The organism is Streptomyces sp. NPDC020898 (genome assembly GCF_044333925.1).
Classification (GTDB): Bacteria; Actinomycetota; Actinomycetes; order Streptomycetales; family Streptomycetaceae; genus Streptomyces.
Map to the genome: position 1 here is coordinate 1 of NZ_JBIRRV010000023.1, position 26,973 is coordinate 26,973.

A 26,973-nucleotide genomic window follows, 5' to 3' on the forward strand; every position below is an offset into this window, starting at 1 on the left:
CCTGTTACGACCCTGCCATCCACCAGGCCAACGGAAAGATCAACAGTAGGCCAGACACACCTGTCCCGGCATAGAGGTTGACTCAGGAAACTCATCCCGCCGCCTCCCGCTGTGCGGCGGGGAAGTCCCCGAACGCGTCGGCTCCGCCGGCCGCCGCGATGTGGACGACGTAGTCCGGTCCGGTCAGTGAACCCTTCGCGGTGCGCAGCAGGGCGGTGCGGTCGTCGGCAGGCGCAGCCAGCGCGATCTCCACCCGGCCGTCCCCCGTCGTGGCGCGTCGCAGCCCGTCCGTGTCCGGCCGGGCGGACAGGGCGCGGCCCAGCAGGTCCAGCAGCCGGTCGAAGACGGCGAGGTCCAACGCGCCGAAGGAGGACAGCCGTACGGGTCCGTCCGTCTCCAGCGTCCGCCAGGCACGCGCCAGTTCCGCTCGCTGCGCGCGAGCCCGCTCGGCGCGCTCCGCCCTGACGGCCGTGACATCCCGCACCCGGGCCGTGCGGGTGAAGCGCTCCGTCCGACCACTGGTGCGCAGCAGCGCCGACACCTCCACGGGCGGGGCCTCGGACCAGGAACGGGACGACGGGATCAACTCCGGGTCGGGATGCGCGAGATGGGCGTGGCGCGCCGGCCCGAGGCCGAAGGCCGCCGACCACAACCGATGCAGGTCCTCTTCCGCGGGGGCCGCCTCGAACCAGCGGGCCAGCTCCCGGAAGTCCTGCACGGCGCTGGAGGAACGGCGCCGGGACTCGTTGATCCGCTCCAGGACCTGCAGGAGCGAGACGATGGCCCGTCGGGCGATGTCGTGCAGTTGCTCGATCCGGGGGCGGGACCCGTCGTCCGGAAGGAACCACGCCCGCAGGCCCGCCCAGCGCGCCCGTCGGCTCTCCAGCCAGCCGGCCGCGGGATCCTCTCCGGCGACCGGCGGCAGCTCGGCTCCGCGCAGCGCCCGCTCGCGCAGCAGGGCGATCCCCTGCTCCTCCACCCGGGCCACCGCGGCGGCGACCATCTGGCCACGCCGGTCGAGGTTGACCAGGAACTCCTGGAGATACGCGACGGTGGCGGCCTTGACCTCGTGGAACACCTCCAGATCCGCCCCCTCGGCACGCAGGAGCCGCTGGAGTTCGCCGTTGAAGGCCTTGGTGTTCTCGACCAGGGCCTCCAGATGCCCCTCCAGTTCCCGCAGGGTGCTGAAGATCCGGCGATCGGCCGCGGCGGGTTCGCCGGACAGAAGGCCCAGCTCGTCGAGCCGGTCGGCGATCGCCTCCAGTACGGCCGTCTGGAGGGCCCCCGTCGAGGCGAGAACCTCCAGCGCGTGCCGCACTCCGGCGAGAGCGGCCTCGCCCCGGCGGGTCAGTGAGTACTGAAGGTTGCGCCGCTCGTATTCCTCGGCGGTGCGGTAGTTCTCCGCGTGGTTGTGCACCACGTCCAGCAGCTCCCACTGGACGAGTTTCCTGAGCGCGTCGTGCAGTTCCTCGTCCTCGACCGCCGCCGCCCAGCCCACCCCGCGCAGCCGCTCGCGCACCGCGTCGAGCCCCAGCGCCGTCTCCAGGTGCTCTCCGGCCGCGCCGAAGGCGTCCAGCACCGCCCCGTACAGATCGGACCTCTCCACCGTCGTGAACCGGAACATCTCCGGTGGAACCCTGCGCACGCCTGTCGCCCCTCCCCACCGCCTCGGCGGCATCCGAATCTCCACCGTAGGGGGCACCACCGACATTCCGGGGCGAGTCCCCGGAACAGCGGATCGCCGTACGGGACAACCCCCATCCTGGTCAGTCGGGCGGCGCCGGCGGCTCGGAGCGTTGTTCAGCTCTGGCGACGCGTTCCTCAAGGGCCCGGATGCGGTCGTAGAGATCGACGAGAGTCACGCCGTTGGCGACCACACCGGGGCGCTGCCAGTGCCTGCGCACAAATTCCTCGCGGCTCTCCTGCGACGACTGCTGGAGTCCGGTCGCGGCGGCAGCGGGTGATGCCGCCGCCTGCCCGGGTCCGTCCGGCCCGCGCGCGATCTTCTGCAGCTTCAGCACGCCGATCGCACCGACCACGAACACCACGAGTGCGGCGACGGGTATCAACAACGCCCAGCCGGCCGACATGAGAACCCCCTGTCCCTGACCAGGGGATGACACTATCGGTTCGGCGGATCACCCTCCTCACCGCGTGGTGGTCACCCCGCCTTCGCCGGGTCGATTCCGTACAGGGCCCGCCACTTGGCACCGTCCCCGTCAGGTGCGTCCGGTGGCCGCGACGAGCGCCGATAGGTCGTCCTCGTGGGTCAGGTAGCGTCCGGTGAGTGCGTCGGCCTCGCCCCGGATCAGCCGCAGCAGGTTGGCGATCGCCTCGGTGACCGGGGTGTACTGACCGGCCTCGCGCTGTGTGTCGAGCCAGGATTCGACGCGGCGCTGCCACGGGTTGTCGCTGTCCTGTGTCCCGGTGGCGGTCGCTCCGAGGCCGACGTCCACGATCCCCGGGTGGTAGCTGAAAGCGGTGATGCCGTGCGGCAGCAGCTCGATGGCCATGTTCTCCGTCAGCTTGTTCGCCGCCGCCTTGGACACCGAGTACGCGCTGACGTACGGCCAGCGGGTGTGCCCCGCGTTGCTGGAGATCGTGACGATCCGCCCCCGGCCGCGCTCGATCATGCCGGGCAGCACCGCCCGGCAGGCTGCCAGCGCGCCCCCCAGGTTGACCTCCATGGCGTGCCACCACTCGGCCGGGTCGTTCTCCCAGGCGGGCCCGGCCGGTCCGGGCACGCCGGCGTTGTTGACCAGTACGTCGATCCCGCCGAGCCGCTCGGTGGCCAGCTCGACGGCCTTGGCCAGTTCGGCGTCGCTGGTGACGTCGGCGGCGGCCATGACGACCTCGGGGCCCCGGTCGAGACCGGCGGCGGCCCTGAGCAGCGAGTCGGCGTCCCTGGTCGTGAGCACCAGGTGCGCGCCCGCCGCGTGCGCGGCCTCGGCGATGGCCCGGCCGAGCCCGCCGGCCGCCCCGGTCACCAGGACCCGCAGCCCGGCCAGGTCCGTCGTGTCTTGAGACATCACAACCTCCACCACGGTCAGAGTGAATTGCTGGGATTCCGCTGGAGTTCCGCCGGCCCGCGCCGCATCAGGCGCCCGTTTCCACCGGGGCGGCCAGCGCCCGCTGGAGGTGGTCGGCCAGGGCCTGCGGCGCGGGGTGGTCGAGCACGAGCGTGGCGGGCAGCCGCAGCCCGGTCAGGGCGCTGAGCCGGTTGCGCAGTTCCACCGCGGTGAGCGAGTCCAGCCCGGCCTCGTGCAGGCTCCGTTCCGGGGGCAGGGCGTCGGCGTCGCGGTGGCCGAGCAGTTCGGCGGCGGCCGCGCGCACCTCGGCCAGCAGCCGTTCGGCCCGCTCGGCCGGAGCCAGGTCGCGCAACGGGACGACGGGTGCGGAGTCGGCCGGTCCGGCGGGCGCAAGACCGCGCAGCAGCGCGGGCGCCCCACGGGCGCGCAGCCTGGCGGCGTCGAACCGGGCGAGGGTCAGTACCGCGTCGTCCTGGCGCAGCGCTTCGTCGAACAGGGCCAGCGCGAACGCGGTGGGCAGGGCGGTGTCCGGGAAGGTGGCGTCCAGGCCGGTCCCGCGCAGCGCGGGCGCCGGTGAGGATCTCGATGGCGACGACACGCGTGAGGCCGTCGACGGCGCGCCGCAGTTTGCGGGCCGCGCTCCATCCCATGGAGACGTGGTCCTCCAGCATCGCGCTCGTCGGTATGGAGTCGACCGACGCGGGTGCCGCGAGGCGTTTGAGTTCGGAGACGATCGCGGCCTGCGTGCACTGGGCGATCATGTATCCGCTGTCCACGCCGGGATCGGCGGCGAGGAACGCGGGCAGACCGTGGCTGCGGGCGACGTCCAGATACCGGTCGGTGCGGCGTTCGCTGATCGAGGCGACGTCCGCGGTCGCGATGGCGAGGAAGTCGAGCACGTAGCCGACGGGCGCGCCGTGGAAGTTGCCGTTCGACTCCACCCGCCCGTCGGTGAGGACGGCCGGGCTGTCGACGGCCGCGGCCAGTTCGCGGCCGGCGACCGTGGCGGCGTACTCGACGGTGTCGCGTGCCGCGCCGTGGACCTGGGGTGTGCACCGGAGGGAGTAGGCGTCCTGCACGCGGTTGCAGTCCGGCCCGCGGTGGGAGGCGACGACACCGGAATCGGCCAGGATCGCGACCAGGTTGGCCGCGGCGGTGGCCTGGCCGGGGTGCGGCCGAAGCGCCATCAGGTCAGGCGCGAACACCCGGTCGGTCCCGAGCTGTGCCTCGACGGACATGGCGGCGGCGATGTCCAGGGTCTTGAGCAGCCGCCGCAGATCGGTGACCGCGAGGACGAGGTGGGCCAGCATGCCCTCGACGCCGTTGAGGAGGGCGACGCCCTCCTTCTCCTGTAACGCGACCGGACTGAGCCCGGCGGTGGTCAGCGCCCGGGCGGCGGGCATGAGAACACCGGACGCGTCACGCACCTCGCCCTCGCCCATCAGCGCCAGCGCGCAGTGAGCCAACGGCGCCAGGTCACCGGAGCAGCCGAGCGAGCCGAACTCGCGTACCACCGGCGTGATCCCGGCCGACAGCATGAGGGCGAGCCGTTGCGCGGTCCCGGCTCGCACGCCGGTGTGCCCGGTCGCCAGCGTCGACAGCCGCAGCAGCATCATCCCGCGTACGACGTCCCGCTCGACCTCCGGCCCGGAGCCGGCGGCGTGGGAGCGCACCAGGGACCGCTGCAGCTGGGCCCGCTGCTCCGGTGCGATGCGTTGGGTCGACAGGGCGCCGAACCCGGTGGAGAGCCCGTACACGGGTGTCGGCGCGGAGACGAGTTCCTCCACCATCGCCCGGCCCTTCTCCAGGGCCGACAGCGCGTCGTCACCGAGGCGGACCGTCGCACCGTCCCGTGCGACAGCGGCCACGTCGTCGAAGGAGAGGGGGCCGGTCCCGACGGTCACGGTTCGGCGCGGCTCACTCATGGCGAGACCTTCTCGAGCTGTTTGTTCACGGCGTCACTTCCTGTCGAACTGGTCACGTGGGGGGACACAGCTGACGGGGACGGGCGCTTTTGCGTCGCCCGACAACGTCAGCAACGGCGGGCCCGATCGAGAACTTGCTACCGCGCTGTTACCAGGAGATGACCTTGGGCAATCGCGTGTCACCCCCGCCGTGCCGCAGGACGGCACACCAGAGGGCGCACACGGGCGGCCAACGGCACTCTTGGACCCGTAAGTTCCGGAAAAAGCACAGGAGTTGACCGGAGGACACATCTGACGACTCGTCACTCTCCGTACCGGGCAACGCCGGTGGTCCGCGAGGCGTGGGCGTGCTCCGAAGCGAGTCGCCGGGGGCCCGGGAGGGGACCTTACTCCGCAGTACGGGCCGTTTTCCTCTCGCCTACAGTGGTGTGCCATGACGTCGGGAAACAGCGTGGTGGCGCGCAATGTGCACCTTCTCAGAGAGCAGCGGGGCCTCTCGCTGGCCGAGCTGGCCCGCCAGGCCGGCCTGGCCAAGCAGACGCTGTCCAAGCTGGAGCTGGGCACGGGAAACCCCACGGTCGACACGCTGTTCTCCATCGCGGGCGCGCTCGGCGTGCCGGTGACGCGACTGGTGGCCGAGCGGGAACAGGTGATGACCGTGCAGCGGGGCGACGACGTCGTCTGGGAGCGGCACGACGGGTACGAGTCCCGGTCACTGGACCATGTGTACGGCTCCGGCGTCATCGAGAACTACCTGGTCCGCGTCAGCCGTTCACAGGGGATGGACAAGCCCTCCGATCCACACCCGGTAGGCACTCTGGAGCACCTCTACGTGATCCGGGGACGGGTACGGGTGGGGCCCGCCGACGCCCCGGTGGAGCTGGCGACCGGTGACTTCGTGCGATATCCGGGCGACCGGCCGCATGTATACGAATCGCTGGACAGGGAGAGCCTGTTGCACATCGTGGTGAGCGTGCCACGCGCACAGCCCGGCACCGGCGGCCTGAACGTCACGCACACCCACGCACACCGGCGGCCATGAGCGCCGACCCGGCAGACGAGGCCGCGGATCGGCGCGGCTCCGACCGGGTCAGGCGGGCAGAGCGCCGCGGCCGGACGGTACCGCGCCGCGTGCCTTGGCCGCGATGACCGCACGGGCCGCTTCATGGGCCACGCGACGCAGGGCCTCGGCGTAGCACGAGGGGTTGAAGCGGCGGTCGGCGCCGGCGACGGAGAGCGCGGCGACGGGACGGCCGAGAGGGCCCATGACCGGTACGGCGACGCAGATCAGGCCGGGGGTGGCCTCCTGTCGGTCGTAGGCGATGCCGTCCCGGCGGATGCGGCGCAGCTCGGCCCGGAAGCAGTCGGCGTCGGTGAAGGTGTACTCGGTGAGGGCGGGCAGCCCCGCCTCGATGGCCGCCTCGGCGGCGTCGTGGTCGAAGGCGAGCAGGGCCTTGCCGACAGCGGTGCAGTACGCGGGCAGCCGGGCGCCGATCCGGGAGGGTGAGCGCGCGGCGCGGTGGCCGTGGATCTTGTTGACGTACACGATCTCCGTGCCGCGCAGGACGGCCAGAGGGACTGTCTCGTGGGTCAGTTCGTACAGGTCGGCGAGGTGGGGCAGCAGCCATTCCTGGAGCAGCGGCGGGGTCGGCCCGTAGACGCGGTTGCCGATGTCGAAGAGCTGGGCGCCCAGCCGGTAGTTGCTGCCGACCCGCTCGACGAGTTCGTTGCGTTCCAGGATGCCCAGCAGGCGGAAGGCCGTCGACTTGGTGAGACGGGCGCGCCGGGCCAGCTCGCTGACGCCGACGTCCCGGTCGTGCTCGGCGAGCGACTTCAGGAGGACCAGTGCCTTGTCGACCGCTGTCTGCTGCTCGGGCCCGGGGGTCGGCCCGGCGGGGTTCGGGGCGTCGGCATGCTCGGGAGAAATGACGGTGACGCGCATGGGCAGACTCCGTGGGGAGAACCGAGGGCGGCCATTTAAGTGGACGCGCGTCCAACATAGGGGACCATGTCGGGCTTGTAAACGGCCCGTGCCACGCCAGTGTCGGCCCGCCGCTCTGTGCCGCCGGACGCCTCGAACGCGGCCGGGCACCGCAGAACCGCCCCTCGTGCCTCACCGGCACGACGGGCGGTTCGGGGGCTGCGGACGAGGGACGTCAGACGCTGAAATCCTGGTCACGGGTCTCGGGCAGGGCCCGCACACAACCCAGGCTGACCAGGCACAGAGCACCGGCGTAGCAGCCGAGGACCAGGGGCGACCGCCAGTACGAGTTCAGCCAGGTGGCGACCAGCGGGGCGAAACCGCCGCCGAAGGTCGCGGCGAGGATGAAGGTCGCCGAGGCGCCGGTGTACCGCAGCCGGGCCGGGAACAGCTCCGGCAGGAACGCGGCCATGGGCGAGAACATCATCGTGAACAGGACGAGCCCGACGGTGAACGCCCCGGTGATCAGTACGCCGTTGCCGGTCTCCATCGAGCCGAACATGGGCAGGGCCCACAGCGCGCAGCCCGCCGCACCCGTCAGCATCACCGGGCGCCTGCCCACCCGGTCGGCCAGTGTCGCCAGCGGCACGGTGACGGCCACAGCGACCGCTGCGGCGATGCTCGTGGCGGTCAGCATCGTGGGCTGCGGGATCCCGAGGACCGTCGGCCCGTACGAGAGGCTGTAGACGATCGTCAGGTAGTACAGCGCGGAGCCGCCGATCGCCGCACCGATGCCGAGCAGCAGCTTGCCGGGATACTCCTTGACCAGGGCGCCCAGCGGGAAACGGGGTGCCGCGGCGGCCCCGGTGCGGCGCTGGTCGAACACCGGGGACTCGGTGACCCGGGACCGCACCCAGAGGCCGACGACGACCAGGACGGTGCTCAGCAGGAACGGGATGCGCCACGCCCAGTCGGCGAAGCCGTCCTTGCCCGCGATCGCCAGCGTCGGCAGGATCACGGCGCTGGACAGCAGGAAGCCGAGCGGCGGGCCGGCCTGCGGGATCGACGCGTACAGCGCGCGGCGCCCGGGAGGCGCGTGCTCCGCCGCCAGCAGCACGGCTCCGCCCCACTCGCCGCCCAGGCTCACGCCCTGGAGCAGCCGCAGCAGGACCAGGAGCACGGGGGCGGCGAGGCCGGCGGTCTCGTACGTGGGCAGCAGTCCGACGCCGACGGTGGACAGGCCCATCAGCACCAGGGAGAGGAAGAGGGCCCGCTTGCGGCCGACCCGGTCGCCGATACCACCGAACAGCACCACGCCGACCGGACGGGCCAGGAACGCGGCGGCGAAGGTGAGGAACGCGGCCAGCGTGGACAGCGTGGCGTTGCCGGAGGGGAAGAAGGCCGGCCCCAGGACGAGGGCGGCGGCCGTGCCGTACACGGCGAAGTCGTAGTACTCGATGGTCGTGCCGATGAGGCTCGCGACGGCGACCCGCGACACGGTGGACTTCTGTGCGGCGGTCGCCGCAGGGGGTGCGGTGACGCCGGCGGGTGCGGCGTCGCTGGTGGTCTCGGACATGGAGCGGCTCGATTCCGATCAGGCCTGAATACGCGGTGATCCAGGACACAAGGTCGGGGGGACTGAGCGGGGACTGTAGAGCTCCGGCAGGCGGCGGAGAGCCCGGTGTGCCGTCCAACGGCACGCAACAGCGGCTGTCGCCCACGTTCGTCCAAGCGCCGTCGATCTTTGTCCATGGACGGGTCCGCCGCTGGGGTCCGAGGGTGAAGCCATGAGGACGGGCACCCTGCTGCACAGGCGCGCGATCGACCGGCGGCGGATGCCGGGCGGGCTCGTCGCCCTGGCACTCGGCGGTTTCGGTATCGGTCTGACCGAGTTCCTGATCGCCGGGCTGCTGCCGCAGGTGGCGTCGAGTTTCGCGGTGTCCGAGGCGGCGGCGGGCCGGCTGATCTCCGGGTACGCGTTGAGTGTCGCGGTCGGCGCGATCGCCCTGACCGCGGCGACGGCACGGCTGCCCCGCAAGCAGGTTCTGGTCGGCCTGGTGGCGTTGTTCGTCGTCGGCAACCTGGTGTCCGCCCTCGCGGCGAGCTATCCGGTGATGCTGCTCGGGCGGATCGTCGCGGCGCTGTGCCACGGTTCGTTCTTCGGAATCGGCTCGCTGGTCGCTCGCGGTCTGGTCGCGCCGGAGCGGACGTCACGTGCGGTGGCGGTCATGTTCGCCGGGCTGACGCTGGCGAACGTGCTGGGCGTGCCGTTCGGTGCGCTGGTCGGTGAACGCTGGGGCTGGCGGGCGGCCTTCTGGGCGGTCACCGCGATCGGCGTACTCGCGCTGGCGGGCATCGCCGCCCTCGTCCCCGGCGGCGCGGGCGAGGCCAAGTCGACGACAGCGGAGGGCCGTTGGGACCCGCCGGCGCCGACCAGTGTGCGGGCCCAGTTCCGGGCGTTCCGGTCCTGGCAGGTCTGGCTGACCCTGACGGCCACCGCACTCGGCTACGGCGGCATGTTCGGTGCGTTCACCTACATCGCCTACACGTTCACCGAGGTCGGCGGCTTCTCCTCCGGGGACGTCGCCTGGCTGCTGATGGTGTACGGCGTCGGCCTGGTCGTGGGAAACATGGTCGGCGGGCGCGCGGCCGACCTCGACCGTGACCGCGCGCTGGTCCTGTCCCTGCTCGGACTCACCGTCACCCTGGCCCTGTTCGGTCTGCTGGCCGGCGACGCCACGGCGTCGGTGGTGCTGACCTTCCTGATGGGGGTGTTCGGGTTCGCGAGTGTGCCCGGCATGATCACCCGCGTCACCGACCACGCCCACGGAGCGGCACTGGCCGCCAGCGCCAACGTGTCGGCGTCCAACCTCGGCAACGCGCTCGGCGCCTGGCTCGGAGGCCTGGCCATCACCGCGGGCCTGGGCTACACCGCGCCGCTCTACGTCGGCGCCGGCCTCGTCCTGACCGCAGTCGTCGTCATGGCCGTCGCCGCCCACCACGCCAGGTCATCCGCACCACAGACCTAGCACCGCACGTGACCGGACGGCGGCCGACAGCCGGCCCCGAGAACCGTCCCCGTCCGGCCACCGGGCAGGACACCGTCAGACGTGCCACTGGTAGCGGCGCTCGGGGCGGCCGGCCTGCCCATAGCGCAGCGACACCACCGCCTGGCCCGTGACACTGAGGTACTCCAGGTAACGGCGTGCGCTGACACGCGAGATGCCGACCCTCGTCGCGCACTCGGCCGCGGACAGGCTTCCGTCAGCGGTGCGCAGTGCGCGCTCGACCAGTTCGGCGGTCTCCACGCTCATGCCCTTCGGCAGCGTGGCCGTCACCGTCGGCGTCGCCGTCCGTCCCAGTGCGCGGTCCACATCGGCCTGCCCGCTGACGGTGGCGGCGTGCAGGTTGCCGCGCCGGGCGCTGTAGCGTTCCAGCCGGTCCCTGAGGTCGTCGGCGTCGAAGGGTTTCAGCAGGTAGTCGACCACGCCCTGGCGGACGGCGCCCCGGACCGCCTCGGCCTCGCGGGCGGCGCTGATCACCAGCACATCGCAGTCCTGGGCCGCCGTCCGCAGCCGGGGGATGACATCCAGACCGAACATGTCGGGCAGATACAGGTCGAGCAGCACCAGGTCGGGCTGCAGCTCGGCGGCGGCGGCGAGCGCCTGCTCCCCGCAGTTGGCCGATCCGACCACGCGGAAGCCCTCGACTCCGTCGACGAATCCACGGTGGATCCGCGCCACCATGAAGTCGTCCTCGACCACGAGTACGTCGATCACCGGACTTCCTCCGTCTCCCGATCGGTGAGCTGGCCCACGGACATCCGGGCGGTGAACACGGCGCCGGCCTGGGTGTTGGCCACGGACACCTCGCCTCCCCTGCGGGTGCAGACCAGCCGGGTGAGCGCCAGGCCGATGCCCCGGTCGCCGCCCTGCGCGGCCTTGGTGGTGTAGCCGCGGGCGAACACCTCCTGCGCGAGTTCGGGAGCCACGCCCGGGCCAGAGTCCCGCACCACGATCTCCACACTCGACGCGTCCTGGCGCAGTTCGACCTCCACCCAGGCCTCGCTCTCGTGGTCCGGGGCCGCGGCGGCGTCGAGGGCGTTGTCGACGAGGTTGCCGAGCACCGTCGCCACGTCCGCCGAGTCCATCGGCTCCAGCCGGTCCAGGGCCGTGAGCTCCGAGATCCGCAGCCGGACCCTGCGCTCCGCCGCGAGCGCCGACTTCGCCATGAGGAGCGCGGCGACAGCCCGGTCACCGACCCGGCTGGTGAGGGTCAGGTCGAGCGACTCGCGGTGTTTCCGCAGAGCGCGAACATACCGTACGACCTCGTCGTGCTCATCGATCTGGATGAGGCCGGAGATGGTGTGCAGCTGGTTGGAGAACTCGTGGGCCTGCGCGCGCAGCAGTTCGGTGCTGCTGCGGAACGAGCCCAACTCGCGTTCCAGCTGGGCCAGTTCGGTGCGGTCCCGCAGGGTCGTCACCGAGCCCAGCCGACGGCCGTCCTTGGTGACGTCCATCCGGTTCATCACCAGCACCCGGCCCCGCCGTACGACCACCTCGTCGCGCCGCTCGGTGCCGTGCTCACCGCCGGTCCCGGCCAGGACGTCGTACAGCCTGCCCTCGATGCCCAGGTCGGACAGGCTCATCCCGACGCAGTCCTCGGGAAGGTCGAGCAGTTTGTGGCCGACCTCGTTCACCAGGGTGAGCCTCAGGTGCGGGTCGAGTGCGATGACTCCCTCGGCGATGCCGAACAACATCGCCTCCCGGTGTTCGGCGAGGCCCGCGATCTCGCGGGGTTCGAGGCCGAGGGTCTGGCGCTTGATCCGCCGGGCCAGCAGCCAGGAGCCGGCCACGCCGAGCACGCTCGCGATGCCGAGATAGGCGAGCAGATACGAGGAGGCGCCGCTCAGCCGCTGCCAGACCGTCGGTGAGACCCGTCCGATCATGACCGTGCCGAGATGTTCGCCGACGTGCTTCAGGTGCTCGGCGAGCACCGGGACCTGGGCCACCAGCTCACGGACCCCGTCCACCGGCAGCTCTCCCGACCAGCCGCGCGCCTGCGCGACGCTGGGCCCGTCGACCGGCAGCCGGGTCCCGACCAGGGTGGGGTTGGTGGAGGCGACGATCGCACCGTGTTCGTCGGCGACCGTGACCGAGGTGACGTTCGACCGGGTCAGCGTGGTCTGGAGCAGCGGCGCGAGGGTTTCGCCGGGGGCAGGACGGACGAGCTGGGAGCGCAACAGAGGGTTTCCGGCCATCTCCTCGGCGAGGGCCGTCACCCGGCGCCCCTCCACCCGGTCGAACGTCGCCTTCGACTGCGCCAACGACACCGCGGCGACCGCGACGAGCACCAGCACCACGATGGCGAGCTGCAATACCAGCAGCTCACCGGCGAGTGTGTGGCGGCGTGACGTAACGACCACTATGAACTCAACCTTCAATGGCAACACAAGGCAGACGGGTTGTCCGGGGGGCCGCACAATCATGGCGCCGGACTCGCCCAAGCGAAAGAGATGAGCCATGAGAACTCGCAGAGCCGCATTTCTCTCCGCTCTTGCCACTGTGTCGATACTCGCCGTGAGCGCCTGCGGCGCCACCGCGGACAAGGAGGAATCGGGCAGCGCAGGCACGGGCGACAAGCCCGTCACCGGTCTGCGGATCATGGTGCCCAACACGCCGGGCAGCGGGTACGACGTCACCGCCCGGACCGTCGCCCAGGTGATGCAGGACTCCAAGGTGGCGTCCGGCGCCCAGGTGTACAACCTGCCCGGGGCCGGCGGCACCGTGGGCCTGCAGCGTCTGGTGAACGAGAAGGGCAACGGCAAGCTCGCCATGCAGATGGGGCTGGGCGTCGTCGGTTCCTCGTACACCTCGAAGTCGGCGGCGACGCTGACCGACACCACGCCGCTCGCCAAGCTCATCGAGGAGGCCGGCGCGATCGTCGTGTCGAAGGACTCCCCGTACAAGACGATCGACGACCTGGTCACCGCCTGGAAGAAGGATCCCAAGAAGGTCGCCGTGGGCGGCGGCTCGTCGCCGGGCGGCCCGGACCATCTGCTGCCGATGCAGCTGGCGCAGGCGGTCGGCATCGAGCCGAAGAAGGTCAACTACATCTCGTACGACGGCGGCGGCGAGCTGCTGCCCGCCATCCTGGGCAACAAGATCGCCTTCGGCGCCAGCGGGTTCGGCGAGTTCCTCGACCAGATAGAGGCCGGTCAGGTGCGGGTGCTCGCGGTCACCAGCGAGAAGCCCATCGACGCGGTGAAGGACGCTCCCACGTTGGTGGACTCGGGGATCGACCTGGTGTTCACCAACTGGCGCGGGATCGTCGCCCCTCCCGGGATCACCGACGCGCAGAAGAAGACGTGGGTCGACTCCCTGACCACGATGCACGACTCCGAGCAGTGGAAGGCCGAGCTGACCAAGCGCGGCTGGACCGACGCGTTCATCACCGGTGACGAGTTCGGCACCTTCCTGAAGGAGCAGGACAAGTCCGTCGCGGACCTGCTGACCGAGCTCGGTCTGGCATGAGTTCCCAGATCGACGAACGGCGCGTCGAGGACGCCCGTCCGCCGCAGGGCAAGGACCGCGCGCAGTACGGCGTGTGCGCGTTCCTCGTCCTGGTGGGCACCGCGGTGATCGTGGACGGCCTCGGCATCCCGCACGTCACCAGCAGCACCGACCCGGTGGGATCGCGCACGGTGCCCGTGCTCCTGGGCGTACTGCTCCTGGTGGTCGCGGTGGCGTACGCCGTCGATGTGGCCCGGGGCGGCCACGGTGAGCCGGAGGCCGGCGAGGACGTCGACCTGACGCAGGGCACGGACTGGCGCACGGTGCTGCTGCTGATCGGCGCGTTCGTGGTGAACGCGGTGCTGATCGAGCGGCTCGGCTGGGTGATCAGCGGCGCGCTGCTGTTCTGGGGAACGGCCTTCGCCCTCGGCAACCGCCACTACGTACGCAATCTGCTCATCGCGGTGACGCTGTCGCTCACCACGTTCTACGCCTTCGCGATCGGGCTCGGTGTGAACCTCCCGGCCGGTGTGCTGCAAGGAATCCTGTGATGGACAACCTGAACAACCTCATGCAGGGCTTCGAGGACGTCATCGCCCCGATGAACCTGCTGCTGGCGTTGATCGGCGTCCTGGTCGGCACCGCGGTGGGTGTGCTGCCGGGCATCGGCCCGGCGATGACCGTGGCCCTGCTGCTGCCGATCACCTACGGCATGGAGCCGGTACAGGCGTTCATCATGTTCGCCGGCATCTTCTACGGCGGCATGTACGGCGGGTCGACCACCTCGATCCTGCTCAACACCCCCGGGGAGTCGTCCTCGGTGGTGACGGCCATCGAGGGCAACAAGATGGCCAAGTCCGGCCGGGCGGCGCAGGCCCTGGCCACCGCCGCGATCGGTTCCTTCGTGGCGGGCACGATCGCGACCCTGCTGCTGGTGCTCGTCACTCCGGTCGTGGTGGACTTCGCGGTCAGCCTGGGCGCGCCGGACTACTTCGCCCTCATGCTGCTCTCCTTCATCGCGGTCACGTCGGTGCTGGGCGCCTCCCGCATCCGGGGCCTGATCTCCCTGCTGCTGGGGCTGACGATCGGCCTGGTCGGCATCGACACGGTGTCCGGACAGCAGCGGCTCACGCTGGGCGTCCCCCAACTGGCGGACGGAATCGACGTGGTGGTGGTCGCCGTCGGTATCTTCGCCGTCGGCGAGGCGCTGTGGGTGGCCGCGCATCTGCGGCGCAAGCCCGTCGAGGTCATCCCGGTCGGCAGGCCGTGGATGGGCAAGAAGGACTGGAAGCGGTCCTGGAAGCCCTGGCTGCGGGGTACGGCGTTCGGCTTCCCCTTCGGTGCGCTGCCGGCCGGGGGTGCGGAGATACCGACCTTCCTGTCGTACGCGACGGAGAAACGGCTGACCAAGCACCCGGAGGAGTTCGGCAAGGGCGCGATCGAGGGCGTGGCCGGGCCCGAGGCGGCGAACAACGCCTCCGCGGCGGGCACGCTGGTCCCGATGCTGGCCATCGGCCTGCCGACGAACGCGACCGCCGCGGTCATGCTGGCCGCGTTCCAGTCGTACGGCATCCAGCCCGGTCCGCTGCTGTTCGAGCGGGAGGCGAGCCTGGTGTGGGTGCTGATCGCCAGCCTGTTCGTCGGCAACCTGATGCTGCTCCTGCTGAATCTGCCGCTCGCACCGGCCTGGGCGAAACTGCTCCAGATTCCGCGCCCCTATCTGTACGCGGGGATCCTGTTCTTCGCGTCGATGGGTGCGTACGCCGTCAACGCACAGCCCCTGGACCTGTTCCTGCTGCTGTTGCTGGGACTCCTCGGCTTCGCGATGCGGCGGTTCGGACTGCCCGTACTGCCGCTGATCATCGGCGTCATCCTCGGCCCGCGCGCCGAACTCCAGGGCCGGCGCTCCCTGCAGTTGTCGGGCGGCGAACTGTCGGGCCTGGTGGGCGGACCGGTGTCCTACGTGGTGTACACGGTGATCGTGCTGGTGCTCGTCTGGCCGCTGGTGCGGCGGTTCGTCGTACGTCCTCGTACGTCCCCTGCGTGAGCGAAGTGCCTGAGAGGGAGTGCAGAGAAAATGACCGTACTGGTCGGATACGTACCCTCACCCGAGGGTGAGGCCGCGCTGCGGGCAGGGATCGACGAGGCCCGGCTGCGCGGGGAGAAGCTGCTGGTGGTGAACACCTCCCGTGGGGACGCCTATGTGGATCCGCGGTTCGCGCAGGAGCCGGATCTGGCTCATGTCCGGGAGGATCTCGCCGCGCTGGGCATCGAGTTCGACATCCGCCAGGTGCTGGGCGGGGGCGATGCCGCCGAGGAGATCATCGAGCTGTCGGAACAGCTGGACGTGACCCTCGTGGTGATCGGTCTGCGGCGCCGGAGCGCGGTCGGCAAGCTGATCACAGGCTCGGCGGCGCAACAGATCCTGCTGGGATGCGACTGCCCCGTTCTCGCGGTGAAGGCGGCGGTATAGCCATGGTGTTCAGAACCTTCGGCTGGTCGTTCGCCGTCACGGCGGCCGGCCTCGTCTTCGCGGCGTGGCAGTGGGGATGGGAGGCGTTCGGGGTCGTCCTGATCCTGTCGATCCTGGAGATCTCGCTGTCCTTCGACAACGCCGTGGTCAACGCCGGAATCCTGAAGAAGATGAACGCCTTCTGGCAGAAGCTCTTCCTCACCGTCGGCATTCTCATCGCGGTGTTCGGCATGCGGCTGGTCTTCCCGGTCGTGATCGTCGCCATCAGCGCGAAGGTCGGGCCCATCGAGGCGGTCGAGCTCGCCATCGACAACCCCGGCCGGTACGAGGACCTCGTCACCGACGCCCACCCCGCCATCGCGGCGTTCGGCGGGATGTTCCTGCTGATGATCTTCCTCGACTTCATCTTCGAGGACCGTGACATCAAGTGGCTCGGCCGGCTGGAACGCCCGCTGGCCAGGCTCGGCAAGGTCGACATGCTGTCGATCTGCGTCGCGCTCGTCGCGCTGCTGGTCTCGGCGCTGACCTTCGCCACCCACGCGCACGTCAGCACGGGCCACGCGGACAAGTCCGCCACGGTGCTGCTCGCCGGGGTCGCCGGTCTGATCACCTATCTAATCGTGGGCGGCCTCTCCGGGTACTTCGAGGACAAGCTCGAAGAAGAGGAGGAACACGAACACGAGGCGGAGGAAACGGCCAGGGCCGAGGGCAGGCCGGTGTCGGTGGTCGCCCTCGCGGGCAAGGCGGCGTTCTTCCTCTTCCTCTACCTGGAGGTCCTGGACGCGTCCTTCTCCTTCGACGGGGTGATCGGCGCCTTCGCCATCACCAACCACATCTTCTGGATGGCGCTCGGCCTGGGCATCGGCGCCATGTACGTCCGCTCACTCACGGTCTACCTGGTCCGCCAGGGCACCCTCGACGACTACGTCTACCTGGAGCACGGCGCCCACTACGCGATCGGTGCCCTCGCCGCGATCCTGCTGATCACCATTCAGTACGAGATCAGCGAGATCATCACCGGCCTGGTCGGCGTCATCCTGATCGCGGCCTCCTTCCTGTCGTCCGTCCGCCGCAACAAGGCACTGGAGACGGCGGGGGCGAAAGGCCCGACCTCGGACGAGGAGACGGCGGTCCCGTCGGGAATGTGACAGAGCGGCGATGAGACAGGGCCCCTTGGCAGCCCGGGGTCGCGAAACCGGTCCGGGTGCCAGGGGCCCCTCTTGCCGCTCCCCTACATGTTGATCATGTGCCCCGCGAGGCCGTGCACGGCCTCCTTGACCGCTTCGCCCAGGGTCGGGTGGGCGTGGACGTTGCGGGCGACCTCATGGACGGTGAGGTCCCACTGCTGGGCCAGGGTCAGTTCGGGCAGCAGCTCGGTGACGTCGGGGCCGATGAGATGGCCGCCGAGCAGCTCGCCGTACTTGGCGTCGCTGATCAGCTTCACGAAGCCGGTGGCGTCGCCCAGGCCGTGCGCCTTGGCGTTGGCGGTGAACGGGAACTTGACCACCTGGACGTCGAAGCCGCGCTCCCGCGCCTGGGCCTCGGTGTAGCCGAAGCTGGCGATCTGCGGCTGGCAGTAGGTGGCGCGCGGGATCATCGCGTAGTCCAGCTCCATCGTCTCCGCGTCCGCGATCGTCTCGGCGGCGACCACGCCCATCGCCTCGGCGGCGTGCGCGAGCATCAGCTTCGCGGTGACGTCGCCGATGGCGTAGATGTGCGGCACGGCGGTGCGGCAGCGGCCGTCGACGTCGATCGCGCCGCGCTCGGTGACCTTCACGCCGGTGTTCTCCAGGCCGTAGCCGGTGACGTTCGGCGCGAAGCCGATCGCCTGGAGCACCTTGTCGGCCTCCAGGACCTGCTGCGCGCCGTCCTTGCCAGTGACCGTGACACGGACCTGCGGACCGGACTCGTCGATCGACTCGACCCGCGTCGAGGTCAGGACGTCGATGCCCAACTTCCGGTACTGCTTGGCCAGTTCGGTCGAGACCTCGACGTCCTCCAGCGGGGCGACACGGTCCAGGAACTCGACGATCGTGACCTTCACGCCGTAGTTGTGCAGCACGTACGCGAACTCGATGCCGATCGCTCCGGCGCCTGCGATCACGATCGACTGCGGAAGGTCCTCGGCGAGGATCTGCTCCTCGAACGTCACCACACGTGAGGTACGGCGGGTGCCGGGCAGCAGCTTGGGGGTGGCACCGGTGGCGATGACGCAGTGGTCGAAGCCGATGGTGCGGGTGTTGCCGTCGAAGTCGGCCACCTGGAGCGTGTGCGGGTCGACGAACGTGCCGCGACCGCTGATCTCCGTGATCTTGTTCTTCTTCATCAGGAAGTGGACGCCCTTGGCCCGGCCGTCCGCGACCTTCCGGCTGCGGCGGTAGGCCTCCCCGTAGTCGAAGGAGACCTCACCGTCGACCTTGATGCCGAAGGTCTTCGCCTCGCGCGTGAAGATGTGCGCCAGCTCAGCGTTGCGCAACAGGGCCTTGGTGGGGATGCAGCCCACGTTCAGACAGACACCGCCCCAGTACTTCTCCTCGACCACCGCGACGCGCTTGCCCAGCTGGGCGGCCCTGATGGCGGCAACGTACCCGCCGGGGCCCGCGCCGAGTACGACGACGTCGAAGCGCTCACCCTGCTCGTCCATGGACGGTTCCTTTCCGCTGGAGCGGCCGGCTCCCTACGCGGGGCCCACGCGTTCCCTGTCGAACGGTCTGTTTCATCAACTCAACAACGGGGCTTCTCCATCGCCCCGCAGACATACGTTTCAGATCCCATGATCCATGCCCGCTGCCATCATCGGTGGCCTCCCGGGGCGTGATATCGGCCGGAGAGCGTGGTGATGACGACCATCGACGACCCCAAGTCATTCACTGACCTCAGGTCATTGAATATACGATGGTGCACATGAGAAGGCCAAACCGACGTCAGATGTACGCGGAGCAGACCCGGGCGGATCTGGTGGCGGCCGCACGCAAGCTCTTCGTCGACAACGGGTTCGCGCACACGTCGGTCGAGGCCATCACGGTGGCGGCGCTGGTGAGCAAGGGCACCTTCTACCATCACTTCCCGGACAAGAAGGCGATGTTCGCCGAGCTCTACATCGACCTGGTTCAGCAGGTCGGGGTACTGGGCGACGCGACGGCCGAGGCGATCCGTGCGGCGTCCGACGAGCACGCCATGACCGCGGCGTCCCACCTCACGCACACCTTCCTGCGACGCACCATCGACGACCCGTTGCACCGCGAACTGATGGTCCAGGCGCCCTCGGTCCTCGGTGCGCAGTACCGGCACATCAACGACTCCGTCGCCCAGCCGCCGATCGAACGGCTGCTGACCGTTCTGGCGGAGCGTGGTGACCTGCGCCCGGACGTTCCCGTCCCCACGGTCGCCCGGCTGTTGCTGGCCGGTCTGTGCGAGGGCAACCAGATCATCGCGGCCGCCGAGGACCGGGAGGCCGCCCTGGACAGGACGTTCCGTGCGATCACCCTGCTGATGTCAGGCCTGGCGGCCGACGGCGTCAGCACCCGCGACTGACCTGAACCGGGGCCACGCACAGGGCGCCGTCGCGCGTCGGCTCGCCCCGTCGCTCCCTACCGTGTCGCTTCGTCCTCGATGCCGCGGACCAGGTCGATGGCCCGCCCCAGGGTGGTGAGGCGCGCGTCGAGGGTCTCGCCGGCGGGATAGAAGCGAACGGTGTCAACCCCGGCGTCACGCCACACACGCAGCCGCTCGCGCACCATGTCCTCGGTGCCGATCAGCGTGGTCGCCAGCACCATCTCGTCCGTGACCAGACCGGTCGCGCCCTCCCGGTCCCCGGCCTGCCAGCGTGTGCGCACCTCTGCCGCCACCTCGGCCCAACCCTGGCGGCTGTAGGCGTTGTTGTAGAAGTTCGTGGTCGTGGAGCCCATGCCGCCGAGGCTGAACGCCAGCTCCTTCTTCCGCCCGGCCACCATCGCGCGCAACGTGTCCTCGTCCTCGGCGAAGGCGACCTCGGCGCCCTGGCAGATGTCGAGGTCGGCGCGTTTACGGCCGGCGGCGGCCAGCCCCTCGTCGAGGTGGTCGAAGTACGCGGCCTTGGCACCCTCGGGCACGAAACTCGTGCCCAGCCAGCCGTCGGCGACCTCACCGGTCAGGTGCAGCATCTTCGGCGAGAGGGTGGCCAGATAGACGGGGATGTCGTGCTCGGCGCGCATCGACAGCCGCATGGGTTTGGCCTCACCCGGCAGCGGGATGCGGAACTCCCGCCCGGAGTACGAGATCTTCTCCCCCGAGGCGGCCTGGCGCACGATCTCGACGGTCTCGCGCATCCGCGCCAGCGGCCGGGCGAAGGGCACACCGTGCAGCCCCTCGATGACCTGCGGTCCGGAGGGGCCCAGTCCGAGGAGGAAGCGCCCCTCGGAGATCTGCGAGAGGGTGATCGCGGCGCGGGCGATGGCCATCGGGGTGCGGGTACCGAGCTGGATGATCCCTGAGCCGAGCAGCATGCGCTCGGTCTTCGCGGCGAGGTAGCCGAGCGGTGACGGCGCCTCGGAACCCCAGGCTTCGGCCACCCAGCAGATGTCCAGGCCGAGTTTCTCCGCCTCGGTGACGTAGCCGACGATTTCCCGCCAGTCGCCCCCGGAGGCCTCGATCGTGGTGGAGGTACGCATCAGAGAGCCGCCTCGTCCGGGTTCCGGGCGCCCTCGGCCAGCTTCTTGATCTCTCCCAGGGTCGCGGTCATGTTGGCCTCGAACTCTCGCATACGTACGAAGACGATCTTCTGTTCCTTCTCCGGCATACGGTCGATGGCGAAGGAGAGGCCCGAGCGGGCCGGCCCCATCTGCATCCATTCCCGCAGGAGAGTGCCGCCGTTCTGCGGCTCCAGGGTGAACCGCCAGACAGCGGTGGGGTGTTGCGGATCCTCGACCGCCCAGGCAAGCACTTTCGACGGCTCGTACTCGACGATGTGGGAGGTGGTGGCCCACTCCCCCAGCGCCTCGTGCTTGCTCCGGCCGATGAACCGGGCACCCAGGGCGGGGCCACTCCTGCCGTCCAGCCACTCCACCGACTCGAGCTCGGAGCTGATACGCGGCATCAGCTCGACGTCGGACACCAGCGTCCACACCCGCGACGGCGGTGCGGCGATCCAGGTGTGGACCTCGACTGTCGGTTCGTCCGCATAACACGCGCCCGTCCACTCCATGATCCCGCGGCCTCCATGCCCTTGCTGAGAATCCCTGAGCCCCTGCATACGCAACCGACCAGTAAAGTTGCGTAGATAGACTGACTTGTCAAGGGCAGGCGCAGGGCACTGCGGAGCCTCCGGGTCAGCCGGCGAAACGCTCCTGCACATCCGGTCGCCTGGCCAGATGCGGGGGATAACCGGGGCCCATCCGGGGGCGGGTGTCGTCCGCGGTCATCGGTTCGCCGCAGGCGGCGCACACCACCTCGGCATGAGTTTCCTGCCCGCACGCATCGTGGTGCATGGTCACCGGCGGACCCGCCTCACCGGCCAGCCAGCGATCGCCCCACCGGTTCATCACCAGCAGCACGCTGTAGAAGTCGCGCCCCTTCTCGGTGAGCACATAGTCGTACCGGACCGGTTCCGTCTGGTACGGCCGCTTCTCCAGCAGCCCCTCCTCCACCAGCCGCCGCAGCCGGTCCGTGAGGGTATTGCGGGCGATCCCGAGCGACTCCTGGAACGCGTCGAAACGCCGGATCCCGTAGAACGCCTCGCGCAGCACCAACGGCGTCCACCAGTCCCCCAGCAGGTCCATGGTGCGCGCGATCGAGCAGGGCCACTGCGCAAAGGATGTCCGCCTCATACGGGCCAGAATACGGGCCGGAACAGGGGCCGTCCCGTCATAAGACCCAGCAGGTGCAGCAAGAGCGGCGATGTGCACGACGTCTTGTGTTCGCAGAATAACGAAGTTATGTTGCCGCCATGAAACGTGACTTGCTGGGCAGGAAGCTGGTTGTCACCGGAGCGGCACGCGGCATCGGGGAGAAGGTGGCCCGGCTGGCCGCCGCCCGAGGGGCCCGGGTGACCGTGATCGGGCTGGAGCCCGACCGGCTGCGCGACCTCGCCGACGAACTGGGCCCCGCCGCTTCCTGGCGTGAGGCCGATGTGCGGAACGGCGCCGCTCTACGGGCGGCGATCGACGAAGCCGCGAGGGTCATGGGCGGTATCGACCTCGTCGTCGCCAACGCCGGTGTCGTGGCGTACGGGACGGTGCGGCAGACGGACGACGCGTCGTTCGAACGGGTCCTGGACGTCAACCTGAACGGTGTCTTCCGCACCCTCAAATACGCGACACCCCATCTGGAGCGCAGCCGGGGCCACGTACTGGTCGTGGCGTCCGCGCTGTCCTTCATGCCACTGGCCGCGATGGCCTCGTACGGCGCGAGCAAGGCCGCCGTCGAGTCGCTCGCCCTGACCTACCGCCAGGAGGTGGCGCACCTCGGGGTCACGGTCGGCCTGGTGCACCCGTCCTGGATCGACACGGACCTCGTGCGCGGCGCCGACGTGGACCTCCCGTCGTTCCAGGCCCTGCGCCGCAAACTGCCCTATCCGGGCAACGTCACCACGAGCCCCGACCGGGCGGCCGCCGCGATCGTCGACGGCCTCGTACGTCGGCGCAGTCGCGTGTACGTCCCCCGTGCGGTCGTCGTGGCCAACTGGGCGAAGGCCGCCCTGAACTCACCGCTGATCTGGCCCTGGGCGAGGCGCTTCGCAGCCAGGGCGGTACCCACTCTGGAGCAGGAGGTCGCGGCGCTCGGAAGGCACGACCAACTCACGCCGGGTGCCGATGCCCCTGCGGCGAAGCCCAGGCCGTCCTAGCACCAGCGGCCCACCGCCGCGTGTACCGGTGGCCCGTCCGGACGCGGCCACCGATACCGCACCGCAGCGACCTCTTCGCCCTGGTGCAGGACGCCTTGGTGCAGGACGGCGAATACACCGGCACGCTTGAAAACGAGGATCAGCCACCGCGTATCTGATGATTCGTGGTCTGTCACATGGGTGAATGTAGCAGGCGTTATTCGGAGGATTCTTCCTCACGGAGTGTTCAAACCGTCGGCCAGGTCTCGTATGGACGAGGCCCGGCCGATGGTTTCTCGGTTCCCCTTTACGGCGCGATATTGAAGGTCTGGGTGAGCTTTGTTCCGGGAGGCCGCTTGATGGTGAGGGTCGTGCTGTACGAGTCCTCTTCGCACTCGACCAATGCGGTGGCCTTGGTGCCCGCGCCCGAGGGGATCTTCTTGAAGGTGATCTTGTAGATTCCGTCGTCCTCCACCCGCGGCTGGGCGTCGACGCCGACTTCACCGTTCTTCGCCGTTATCGTCACCTGGAGCGGAGCGGTGTCGTCCTCGCAGTCCTGGACCGTGCCCGTGACCACGACCCTCGGCTTCGCCGGATCTGCTCCTGCCTGGCTTGCTCCCGCGATCGTGGCCACCCCTGTCAGAGGGAGTACCGCCGCGAGGGCGACAATGACGCGCTTGCGCATGACTTCTCCTAGGTGTGGGATCCAGCTGCAGATACTGCGAATGGCGGCGAAAGACTGCGATGAGAATGCAGCGAATTCCTATGGAGTCATCGCCGCTCCGCATTTCCGGAGTGACTGCAGATTCGCCAGTTCGATTCGCTGTTCCGGTTGATGCAGCGACAGGACTTTCTGTACAAAGATCTGGCATCGGCCTGTGTGGGTCAAGGGGGACGATTACCCACGACCGGCGGGGCAGAACTACCCACAGCCGCCTGCTCGGAACGCCTTGTCTCTACTCTGTGAGCCTGTTTTCAACCGCGAGTCGGGTGAGGTCGGAGCGGCGGCGGGCACCTGTCTTCTCGCCGATTTGGTGGAGGTGGGACTGGAAATACGAGAAGGGCGTTCCGGCCACACGACCGCACCCGGCCGACCTGCCCACGCCCGGGCGGTTCGCGCTACCGACGGTCACACCAGTCGTGACGACCCCGGAGACCCGACCCGCTGCGGCAACGCCGACGCGTCAGCCGCACGGCGGTACCGGGTACCACAAGCCGCCGCACGAGCAGGACGCCCCGGCGCGCCCTGCCGACCCGGCAACCCCCGGCCCGTTCGCGGTACCGACGGTCACACCAGTGGTGACGGCACCGGAGACCCGACCCCGCCGCGGCGACAGCGACGCGTCAGCCGCACGACAGTCCCGGGTACGACAACCCGCCGTACGAGAAGGGCGTCCCGACCGCACGACCCCCAGCCGACCCGGCAACATCCGGTCGTCCCTGCCACGGCCGGCGACAGTGCCCGGCCGCCCGATTCTCACCGGTCCTGCAAGCCCTCGACGATCGAGTCGTAGAGGCGGACGCCGACCTGGTGCGAGGCCTCGGCGCGTGCCCGTTCGTCGCCCAGGCCGACCGAGAAGTTCACCCCCAGGGGGAGCAGCACCTGCGCCACCGCGTCCTCGAACTCGACGAAGTGCTCGGCAAGTTCGAGGGTGACATAGCCGTGCACGAGACTCCACAGCTGGGCGGCGATGACGTCGGGGTCCTGCTGCTCGACCCTGCCGGAGCGGACGAGCCGTCCGCACGCCGCCGCGACGTGGGCGTGCGCTTCCCGGAAGGCGGGTGAATGCCCGCTCAGGCGAAGGTCCGCGTCCGACAGCGGCCGGTAGGTCGCGCGGGTGGACAGCCCGAACATCAGGTCGTACAGGTGAGGGTTCTCGCGGGCCACTCGGCGACAGGTCAGGGCCATGGCGAAGAGATCCGCGATCGGATCCTCCGTCACCGGCACCCGGGCGAACGCCGCGCCGAGCTCCGTGAACCCGTGGTCGGCGACAGCTCGCATCAGCTCGGGGATCCCCCCGAAGTGGCTGTAGACCACCATCGTCGACAGTCCGCTCGCGGACGCCACCGTCCGCGCCTTGACGGCCGAGGGCCCCTGCTCGGCCAGCAGGCCGACGGCAGCCCGCACAAGCCGCTCCGGCACGTCGTCGAGCTTCGCTCGCCCTGACATGTCTCGCACACCTCCACTGTTGACACACGCGAAATAACTTGGTTATCTCACTGGTCACGGCAATAGTACACACCACGAGTGGCATGCCGTTCCGGACACAGGCGCGCGCACCTGGACGCGCCTTCACCAGCTGTCCCGCACAAGCTGTCCCAGATTCCTGGCGCCCGGTACTCCCTACCCTCACGCGCCCCCACTCCCCATGAACTCAGCACGGGAGCAGCATCCATGCCATACACAGACAAGGGCCATCTGGAGATCGAGGACCGCGGAGCCGTCCTCGTCGTCCGGGTCGACGGCGGCCCGCACGGCGAGTTCGGCCTCGACATCGCCAACCAGCTGGACAGGCTGGTGGACCGGGTCGACCGCGATCCGGGCATCCGGGCCGTCGTCTTCACCGGGGCGCATCCCGAGCGGTTCGTCAGCCATGCCGCGGTCCGGTGGCTGCAGGAAGAGGGCGCCGCCAGCCCCACGGTGGGCCGGCGGGCCGCCTCCGCCGTGGTGAGCGTGGCCAAGGGCGTGGACCGGGCCCGTGCTCTGGACCCCGTCGTGAGAAGGACTCCGCTGCGCGGTGCCCTCCAGCTCGAGCGCCTGCATGCCACGTTCCTGCGGATGAACGCCAGCGGAGTCGTCTTCGCCGCCGCCCTCAACGGTTCGGCTCTCGGCCTCGGCGCGGAGTTCGCCTGGGCCTGCGATCTGCGGGTCATGGCCGACGGGGACTTCTTCATCGGCCAGCCGGAGATCCTCCTCGGCATCATTCCGGGCGGTGGCGGCACGCAGCGGCTGACCCGGCTGATCGGCACCCACAGGTCCCTGGCCGCGATCCTCTCGGGCAGGCCGTTCACCCCCGCGGAGGCCCTGGCCAACGGGGCCGTCGACGAGGTCGTACCCCAGGACGAGGTGGTCGCACGGGCGACCGCGCTCGCCGGACACCTCGGCGCGCGGTCCAAGGGGTCCGTCGCCGCTGCCAAGAGGTCGGTGTACTTCGGCGGCTCGATGTCCCTGACGGACGGGCTGCACGTCGAGCGCACCGAGTTCTTCACCAGAGTCATGTCGAAGGAAGGCCAGGAACTCATGCTCGACTACATCGCGACCACCGAGTCCACGGGCGAGCTCCCGCTCTACGACCCGGACACCTACGCGCAGGCGCTCGCCTCGGGCAGCGTGCCCGGGCACCGCTCGACGCAGCCGAAGCGGCGGTGAGCCGGCGATGAGCACTCCCCCTTCCGTCACGCGTCACGACGTCAGTTTCCCCTCCGGCGACAGCAGATGCGCCGGCTGGCTCTACCGTCCCGCGGGCGTCGCCTCGCCGCCCGTCGTCATACTCGGGCACGGTCTCGGTGCCACCCGCGAGATGCGATTGGACGCCTTCGCCGAGCGGTTCGCCCAGGCCGGCATCGCCGCCCTGGCCTTCACCTACCGGCACTTCGGCGACAGCGGCGGCCACCCCCGCCAGCTCCTGTCGATCAAGCGTCAACTCGCCGACTGGGATGCCGCGATCGCCTACGTCAAGGACCGCCACGACGTCGACCGCACCCGTATCGCGGTCTGGGGCAGCTCCTTCGGCGGCGGACACGCCATCACCGTCGCCTCACGTCATCCCGAACTGCGCGCGGCCGTGGCCCAGTGTCCGTTCACCGACGGTCTCGCCTCCGCACTCACGCTGGGCCCTGTCGCCTCACTCAGGATCACCCCCGTGCTCGCCCGGGACCTGGCGACCAGGGTCCTAGGCCGGCCGCCCGCGATGGTCCCCATCGCCGCCGCCCCCGGTTCGCCGGCCCTCATGAACGCTCCGGACGCGCTGCCCGGCTACCAGGCACTCCAGCCGCCGGGGACGACGTTCCGCAACGAGGTGGCAGCCCGGGTCATACCGACCATCGCCGCCTACCGGCCCGGTCGTGCGGCGAAGAAGGTCGCCGTTCCGATCCTGTTCTGCGTCAGCGACACCGACTCCGTCACGCCTCCCGCCCAGACCCTCAAGTACGCGCGCACCGCGCCCCAGGGAGAGATCAGGCGGTACGACGCCGGCCACTTCGACTTCTACACCGGCGAGACCTTCGAGGAACTGGTGCGGGACCAGACCGAGTTCCTCACCCGCCAGCTGCACCCGGCACCCGCCGTGTCGGCTCCCTGACCGGATCGCATCA

The 26,973-nt window shown here is 69.9% G+C and carries 25 protein-coding genes and 1 pseudogene; 11 read left to right on the plus strand and 15 right to left on the minus strand.

The window, feature by feature from the left end:
- Window positions 1–91 precede the first annotated feature (91 nt).
- The 5 genes and pseudogenes from ACH4TV_RS41930 to hutH form a co-directional block, all read right to left on the minus strand.
- Window positions 92–1,624, minus strand: a complete 1,533-nt coding sequence (locus ACH4TV_RS41930) for a TIGR02677 family protein (protein ID WP_398406737.1) — start codon at window positions 1,622–1,624, stop codon at window positions 92–94.
- A 142-nt stretch (window positions 1,625–1,766) separates the two neighbouring features.
- A complete protein-coding gene (locus ACH4TV_RS41935) occupies window positions 1,767–2,090 on the minus strand; it encodes a hypothetical protein (protein WP_398406644.1) in 324 nt (107 codons plus the stop codon).
- A gap of 129 nt (window positions 2,091–2,219) precedes the next feature.
- On the minus strand, window positions 2,220–3,029 hold the full coding sequence (locus ACH4TV_RS41940; protein ID WP_398406645.1) for an SDR family NAD(P)-dependent oxidoreductase: 810 nt from the start codon (window positions 3,027–3,029) through the stop codon (window positions 2,220–2,222).
- A 67-nt stretch (window positions 3,030–3,096) separates the two neighbouring features.
- A complete protein-coding gene (locus tag ACH4TV_RS41945; protein ID WP_398406738.1) occupies window positions 3,097–3,333 on the minus strand; it encodes an acyl carrier protein in 237 nt (78 codons plus the stop codon).
- Window positions 3,334–3,484: 151 nt separating this feature from the next.
- Window positions 3,485–4,954, minus strand: a pseudogene (gene hutH / locus ACH4TV_RS41950) (histidine ammonia-lyase); the annotation flags it as partial.
- A 433-nt stretch (window positions 4,955–5,387) separates the two neighbouring features.
- Here hutH and ACH4TV_RS41955 point away from each other — a divergent pair.
- Window positions 5,388–5,996, plus strand: a complete 609-nt coding sequence (locus ACH4TV_RS41955) for a helix-turn-helix domain-containing protein (RefSeq protein WP_398406646.1) — start codon at window positions 5,388–5,390, stop codon at window positions 5,994–5,996.
- Between the two features lie 48 nt (window positions 5,997–6,044).
- Here the strand turns inward: ACH4TV_RS41955 and ACH4TV_RS41960 are convergent, their stop codons facing one another.
- Entirely contained in the window at window positions 6,045–6,896 is an 852-nt protein-coding gene (locus ACH4TV_RS41960; RefSeq protein ID WP_398406647.1) for an IclR family transcriptional regulator, read from the minus strand.
- Between the two features lie 214 nt (window positions 6,897–7,110).
- Window positions 7,111–8,451 carry an MFS transporter gene (locus ACH4TV_RS41965; RefSeq protein WP_398406648.1) on the minus strand — a complete coding sequence of 447 codons (1,341 nt, stop codon included), beginning with the start codon at window positions 8,449–8,451 and terminating at the stop codon, window positions 7,111–7,113.
- Window positions 8,452–8,710: 259 nt separating this feature from the next.
- Here ACH4TV_RS41965 and ACH4TV_RS41970 point away from each other — a divergent pair, with 259 nt between their 5' ends.
- Window positions 8,711–9,904, plus strand: coding sequence for an MFS transporter (locus ACH4TV_RS41970; protein ID WP_398406739.1), 1,194 nt, complete (start codon window positions 8,711–8,713; stop codon window positions 9,902–9,904).
- Window positions 9,905–9,979: 75 nt separating this feature from the next.
- Here ACH4TV_RS41970 and ACH4TV_RS41975 read toward each other — a convergent pair whose 3' ends face one another.
- Window positions 9,980–10,654: a response regulator gene (locus ACH4TV_RS41975; protein ID WP_398406649.1), complete on the minus strand. Its 675-nt coding sequence runs from the start codon at window positions 10,652–10,654 to the stop codon at window positions 9,980–9,982.
- Complete coding sequence (locus ACH4TV_RS41980) at window positions 10,651–12,300, minus strand: ATP-binding protein (RefSeq protein ID WP_398406650.1); 1,650 nt, start codon at window positions 12,298–12,300, stop codon at window positions 10,651–10,653. Before ACH4TV_RS41980 ends, ACH4TV_RS41975 begins: the two co-directional genes overlap by 4 nt.
- Before the next feature lie 97 nt (window positions 12,301–12,397).
- Between ACH4TV_RS41980 and ACH4TV_RS41985 the strand changes: the two genes are divergently transcribed.
- The 5 genes from ACH4TV_RS41985 to ACH4TV_RS42005 are packed head-to-tail and all read left to right on the plus strand — an operon-like array spanning window position 12,398 to window position 17,008.
- Complete coding sequence (locus ACH4TV_RS41985) at window positions 12,398–13,408, plus strand: Bug family tripartite tricarboxylate transporter substrate binding protein (RefSeq protein WP_398406651.1); 1,011 nt, start codon at window positions 12,398–12,400, stop codon at window positions 13,406–13,408.
- Complete coding sequence (locus tag ACH4TV_RS41990) at window positions 13,405–13,938, plus strand: tripartite tricarboxylate transporter TctB family protein (protein WP_398406652.1); 534 nt, start codon at window positions 13,405–13,407, stop codon at window positions 13,936–13,938. The genes ACH4TV_RS41985 and ACH4TV_RS41990 overlap by 4 nt, the downstream gene beginning before the upstream one ends.
- Window positions 13,938–15,434, plus strand: coding sequence for a tripartite tricarboxylate transporter permease (locus ACH4TV_RS41995; RefSeq protein WP_398406653.1), 1,497 nt, complete (start codon window positions 13,938–13,940; stop codon window positions 15,432–15,434). Before ACH4TV_RS41990 ends, ACH4TV_RS41995 begins: the two co-directional genes overlap by 1 nt.
- Window positions 15,435–15,464: 30 nt before the next feature.
- The gene (locus ACH4TV_RS42000; RefSeq protein ID WP_398406654.1) at window positions 15,465–15,860 is read left to right on the plus strand and encodes a universal stress protein; all 396 of its coding nucleotides are present in this window, start codon (window positions 15,465–15,467) and stop codon (window positions 15,858–15,860) included.
- A 2-nt stretch (window positions 15,861–15,862) separates the two neighbouring features.
- Window positions 15,863–17,008 (plus strand): DUF475 domain-containing protein, encoded by a 1,146-nt coding sequence (locus ACH4TV_RS42005; RefSeq protein ID WP_398406655.1) that lies wholly within the window; start codon window positions 15,863–15,865, stop codon window positions 17,006–17,008.
- Window positions 17,009–17,091: 83 nt separating this feature from the next.
- Here ACH4TV_RS42005 and lpdA read toward each other — a convergent pair whose 3' ends face one another.
- Window positions 17,092–18,504 carry a dihydrolipoyl dehydrogenase gene (lpdA, locus tag ACH4TV_RS42010; protein ID WP_398406656.1) on the minus strand — a complete coding sequence of 471 codons (1,413 nt, stop codon included), beginning with the start codon at window positions 18,502–18,504 and terminating at the stop codon, window positions 17,092–17,094.
- A 260-nt stretch (window positions 18,505–18,764) separates the two neighbouring features.
- Here lpdA and ACH4TV_RS42015 point away from each other — a divergent pair, with 260 nt between their 5' ends.
- The gene (locus ACH4TV_RS42015; RefSeq protein WP_398406657.1) at window positions 18,765–19,394 is read left to right on the plus strand and encodes a TetR/AcrR family transcriptional regulator; all 630 of its coding nucleotides are present in this window, start codon (window positions 18,765–18,767) and stop codon (window positions 19,392–19,394) included.
- Window positions 19,395–19,450: 56 nt separating this feature from the next.
- Here ACH4TV_RS42015 and ACH4TV_RS42020 read toward each other — a convergent pair whose 3' ends face one another.
- The 3 genes from ACH4TV_RS42020 to ACH4TV_RS42030 form a co-directional block, all read right to left on the minus strand.
- A complete protein-coding gene (locus ACH4TV_RS42020; RefSeq protein WP_398406658.1) occupies window positions 19,451–20,509 on the minus strand; it encodes an LLM class flavin-dependent oxidoreductase in 1,059 nt (352 codons plus the stop codon).
- Window positions 20,509–21,042, minus strand: coding sequence for an SRPBCC family protein (locus ACH4TV_RS42025; RefSeq protein ID WP_398406659.1), 534 nt, complete (start codon window positions 21,040–21,042; stop codon window positions 20,509–20,511). The genes ACH4TV_RS42020 and ACH4TV_RS42025 overlap by 1 nt, the downstream gene beginning before the upstream one ends.
- A 124-nt stretch (window positions 21,043–21,166) precedes the next feature.
- Entirely contained in the window at window positions 21,167–21,664 is a 498-nt protein-coding gene (locus tag ACH4TV_RS42030) for a winged helix-turn-helix transcriptional regulator (RefSeq protein ID WP_398406660.1), read from the minus strand.
- Window positions 21,665–21,783: 119 nt separating this feature from the next.
- Between ACH4TV_RS42030 and ACH4TV_RS42035 the strand changes: the two genes are divergently transcribed.
- On the plus strand, window positions 21,784–22,680 hold the full coding sequence (locus ACH4TV_RS42035) for a short-chain dehydrogenase/reductase (RefSeq protein ID WP_398406661.1): 897 nt from the start codon (window positions 21,784–21,786) through the stop codon (window positions 22,678–22,680).
- A 286-nt stretch (window positions 22,681–22,966) separates the two neighbouring features.
- Here the strand turns inward: ACH4TV_RS42035 and ACH4TV_RS42040 are convergent, their stop codons facing one another.
- On the minus strand, window positions 22,967–23,344 hold the full coding sequence (locus ACH4TV_RS42040) for a hypothetical protein (RefSeq protein ID WP_398406662.1): 378 nt from the start codon (window positions 23,342–23,344) through the stop codon (window positions 22,967–22,969).
- Window positions 23,345–24,136: 792 nt separating this feature from the next.
- The gene (locus ACH4TV_RS42045) at window positions 24,137–24,829 is read right to left on the minus strand and encodes a TetR/AcrR family transcriptional regulator (protein ID WP_398406663.1); all 693 of its coding nucleotides are present in this window, start codon (window positions 24,827–24,829) and stop codon (window positions 24,137–24,139) included.
- Window positions 24,830–25,054: 225 nt separating this feature from the next.
- Between ACH4TV_RS42045 and ACH4TV_RS42050 the strand changes: the two genes are divergently transcribed.
- Both ACH4TV_RS42050 and ACH4TV_RS42055 read left to right on the plus strand, forming a co-directional pair.
- A complete protein-coding gene (locus tag ACH4TV_RS42050; protein WP_398406664.1) occupies window positions 25,055–26,029 on the plus strand; it encodes an enoyl-CoA hydratase/isomerase family protein in 975 nt (324 codons plus the stop codon).
- 7 nt (window positions 26,030–26,036) lie between these two features.
- On the plus strand, window positions 26,037–26,960 hold the full coding sequence (locus ACH4TV_RS42055; RefSeq protein WP_398406665.1) for an alpha/beta hydrolase: 924 nt from the start codon (window positions 26,037–26,039) through the stop codon (window positions 26,958–26,960).
- The last annotated feature ends 13 nt before the right edge of the window (window positions 26,961–26,973 follow it).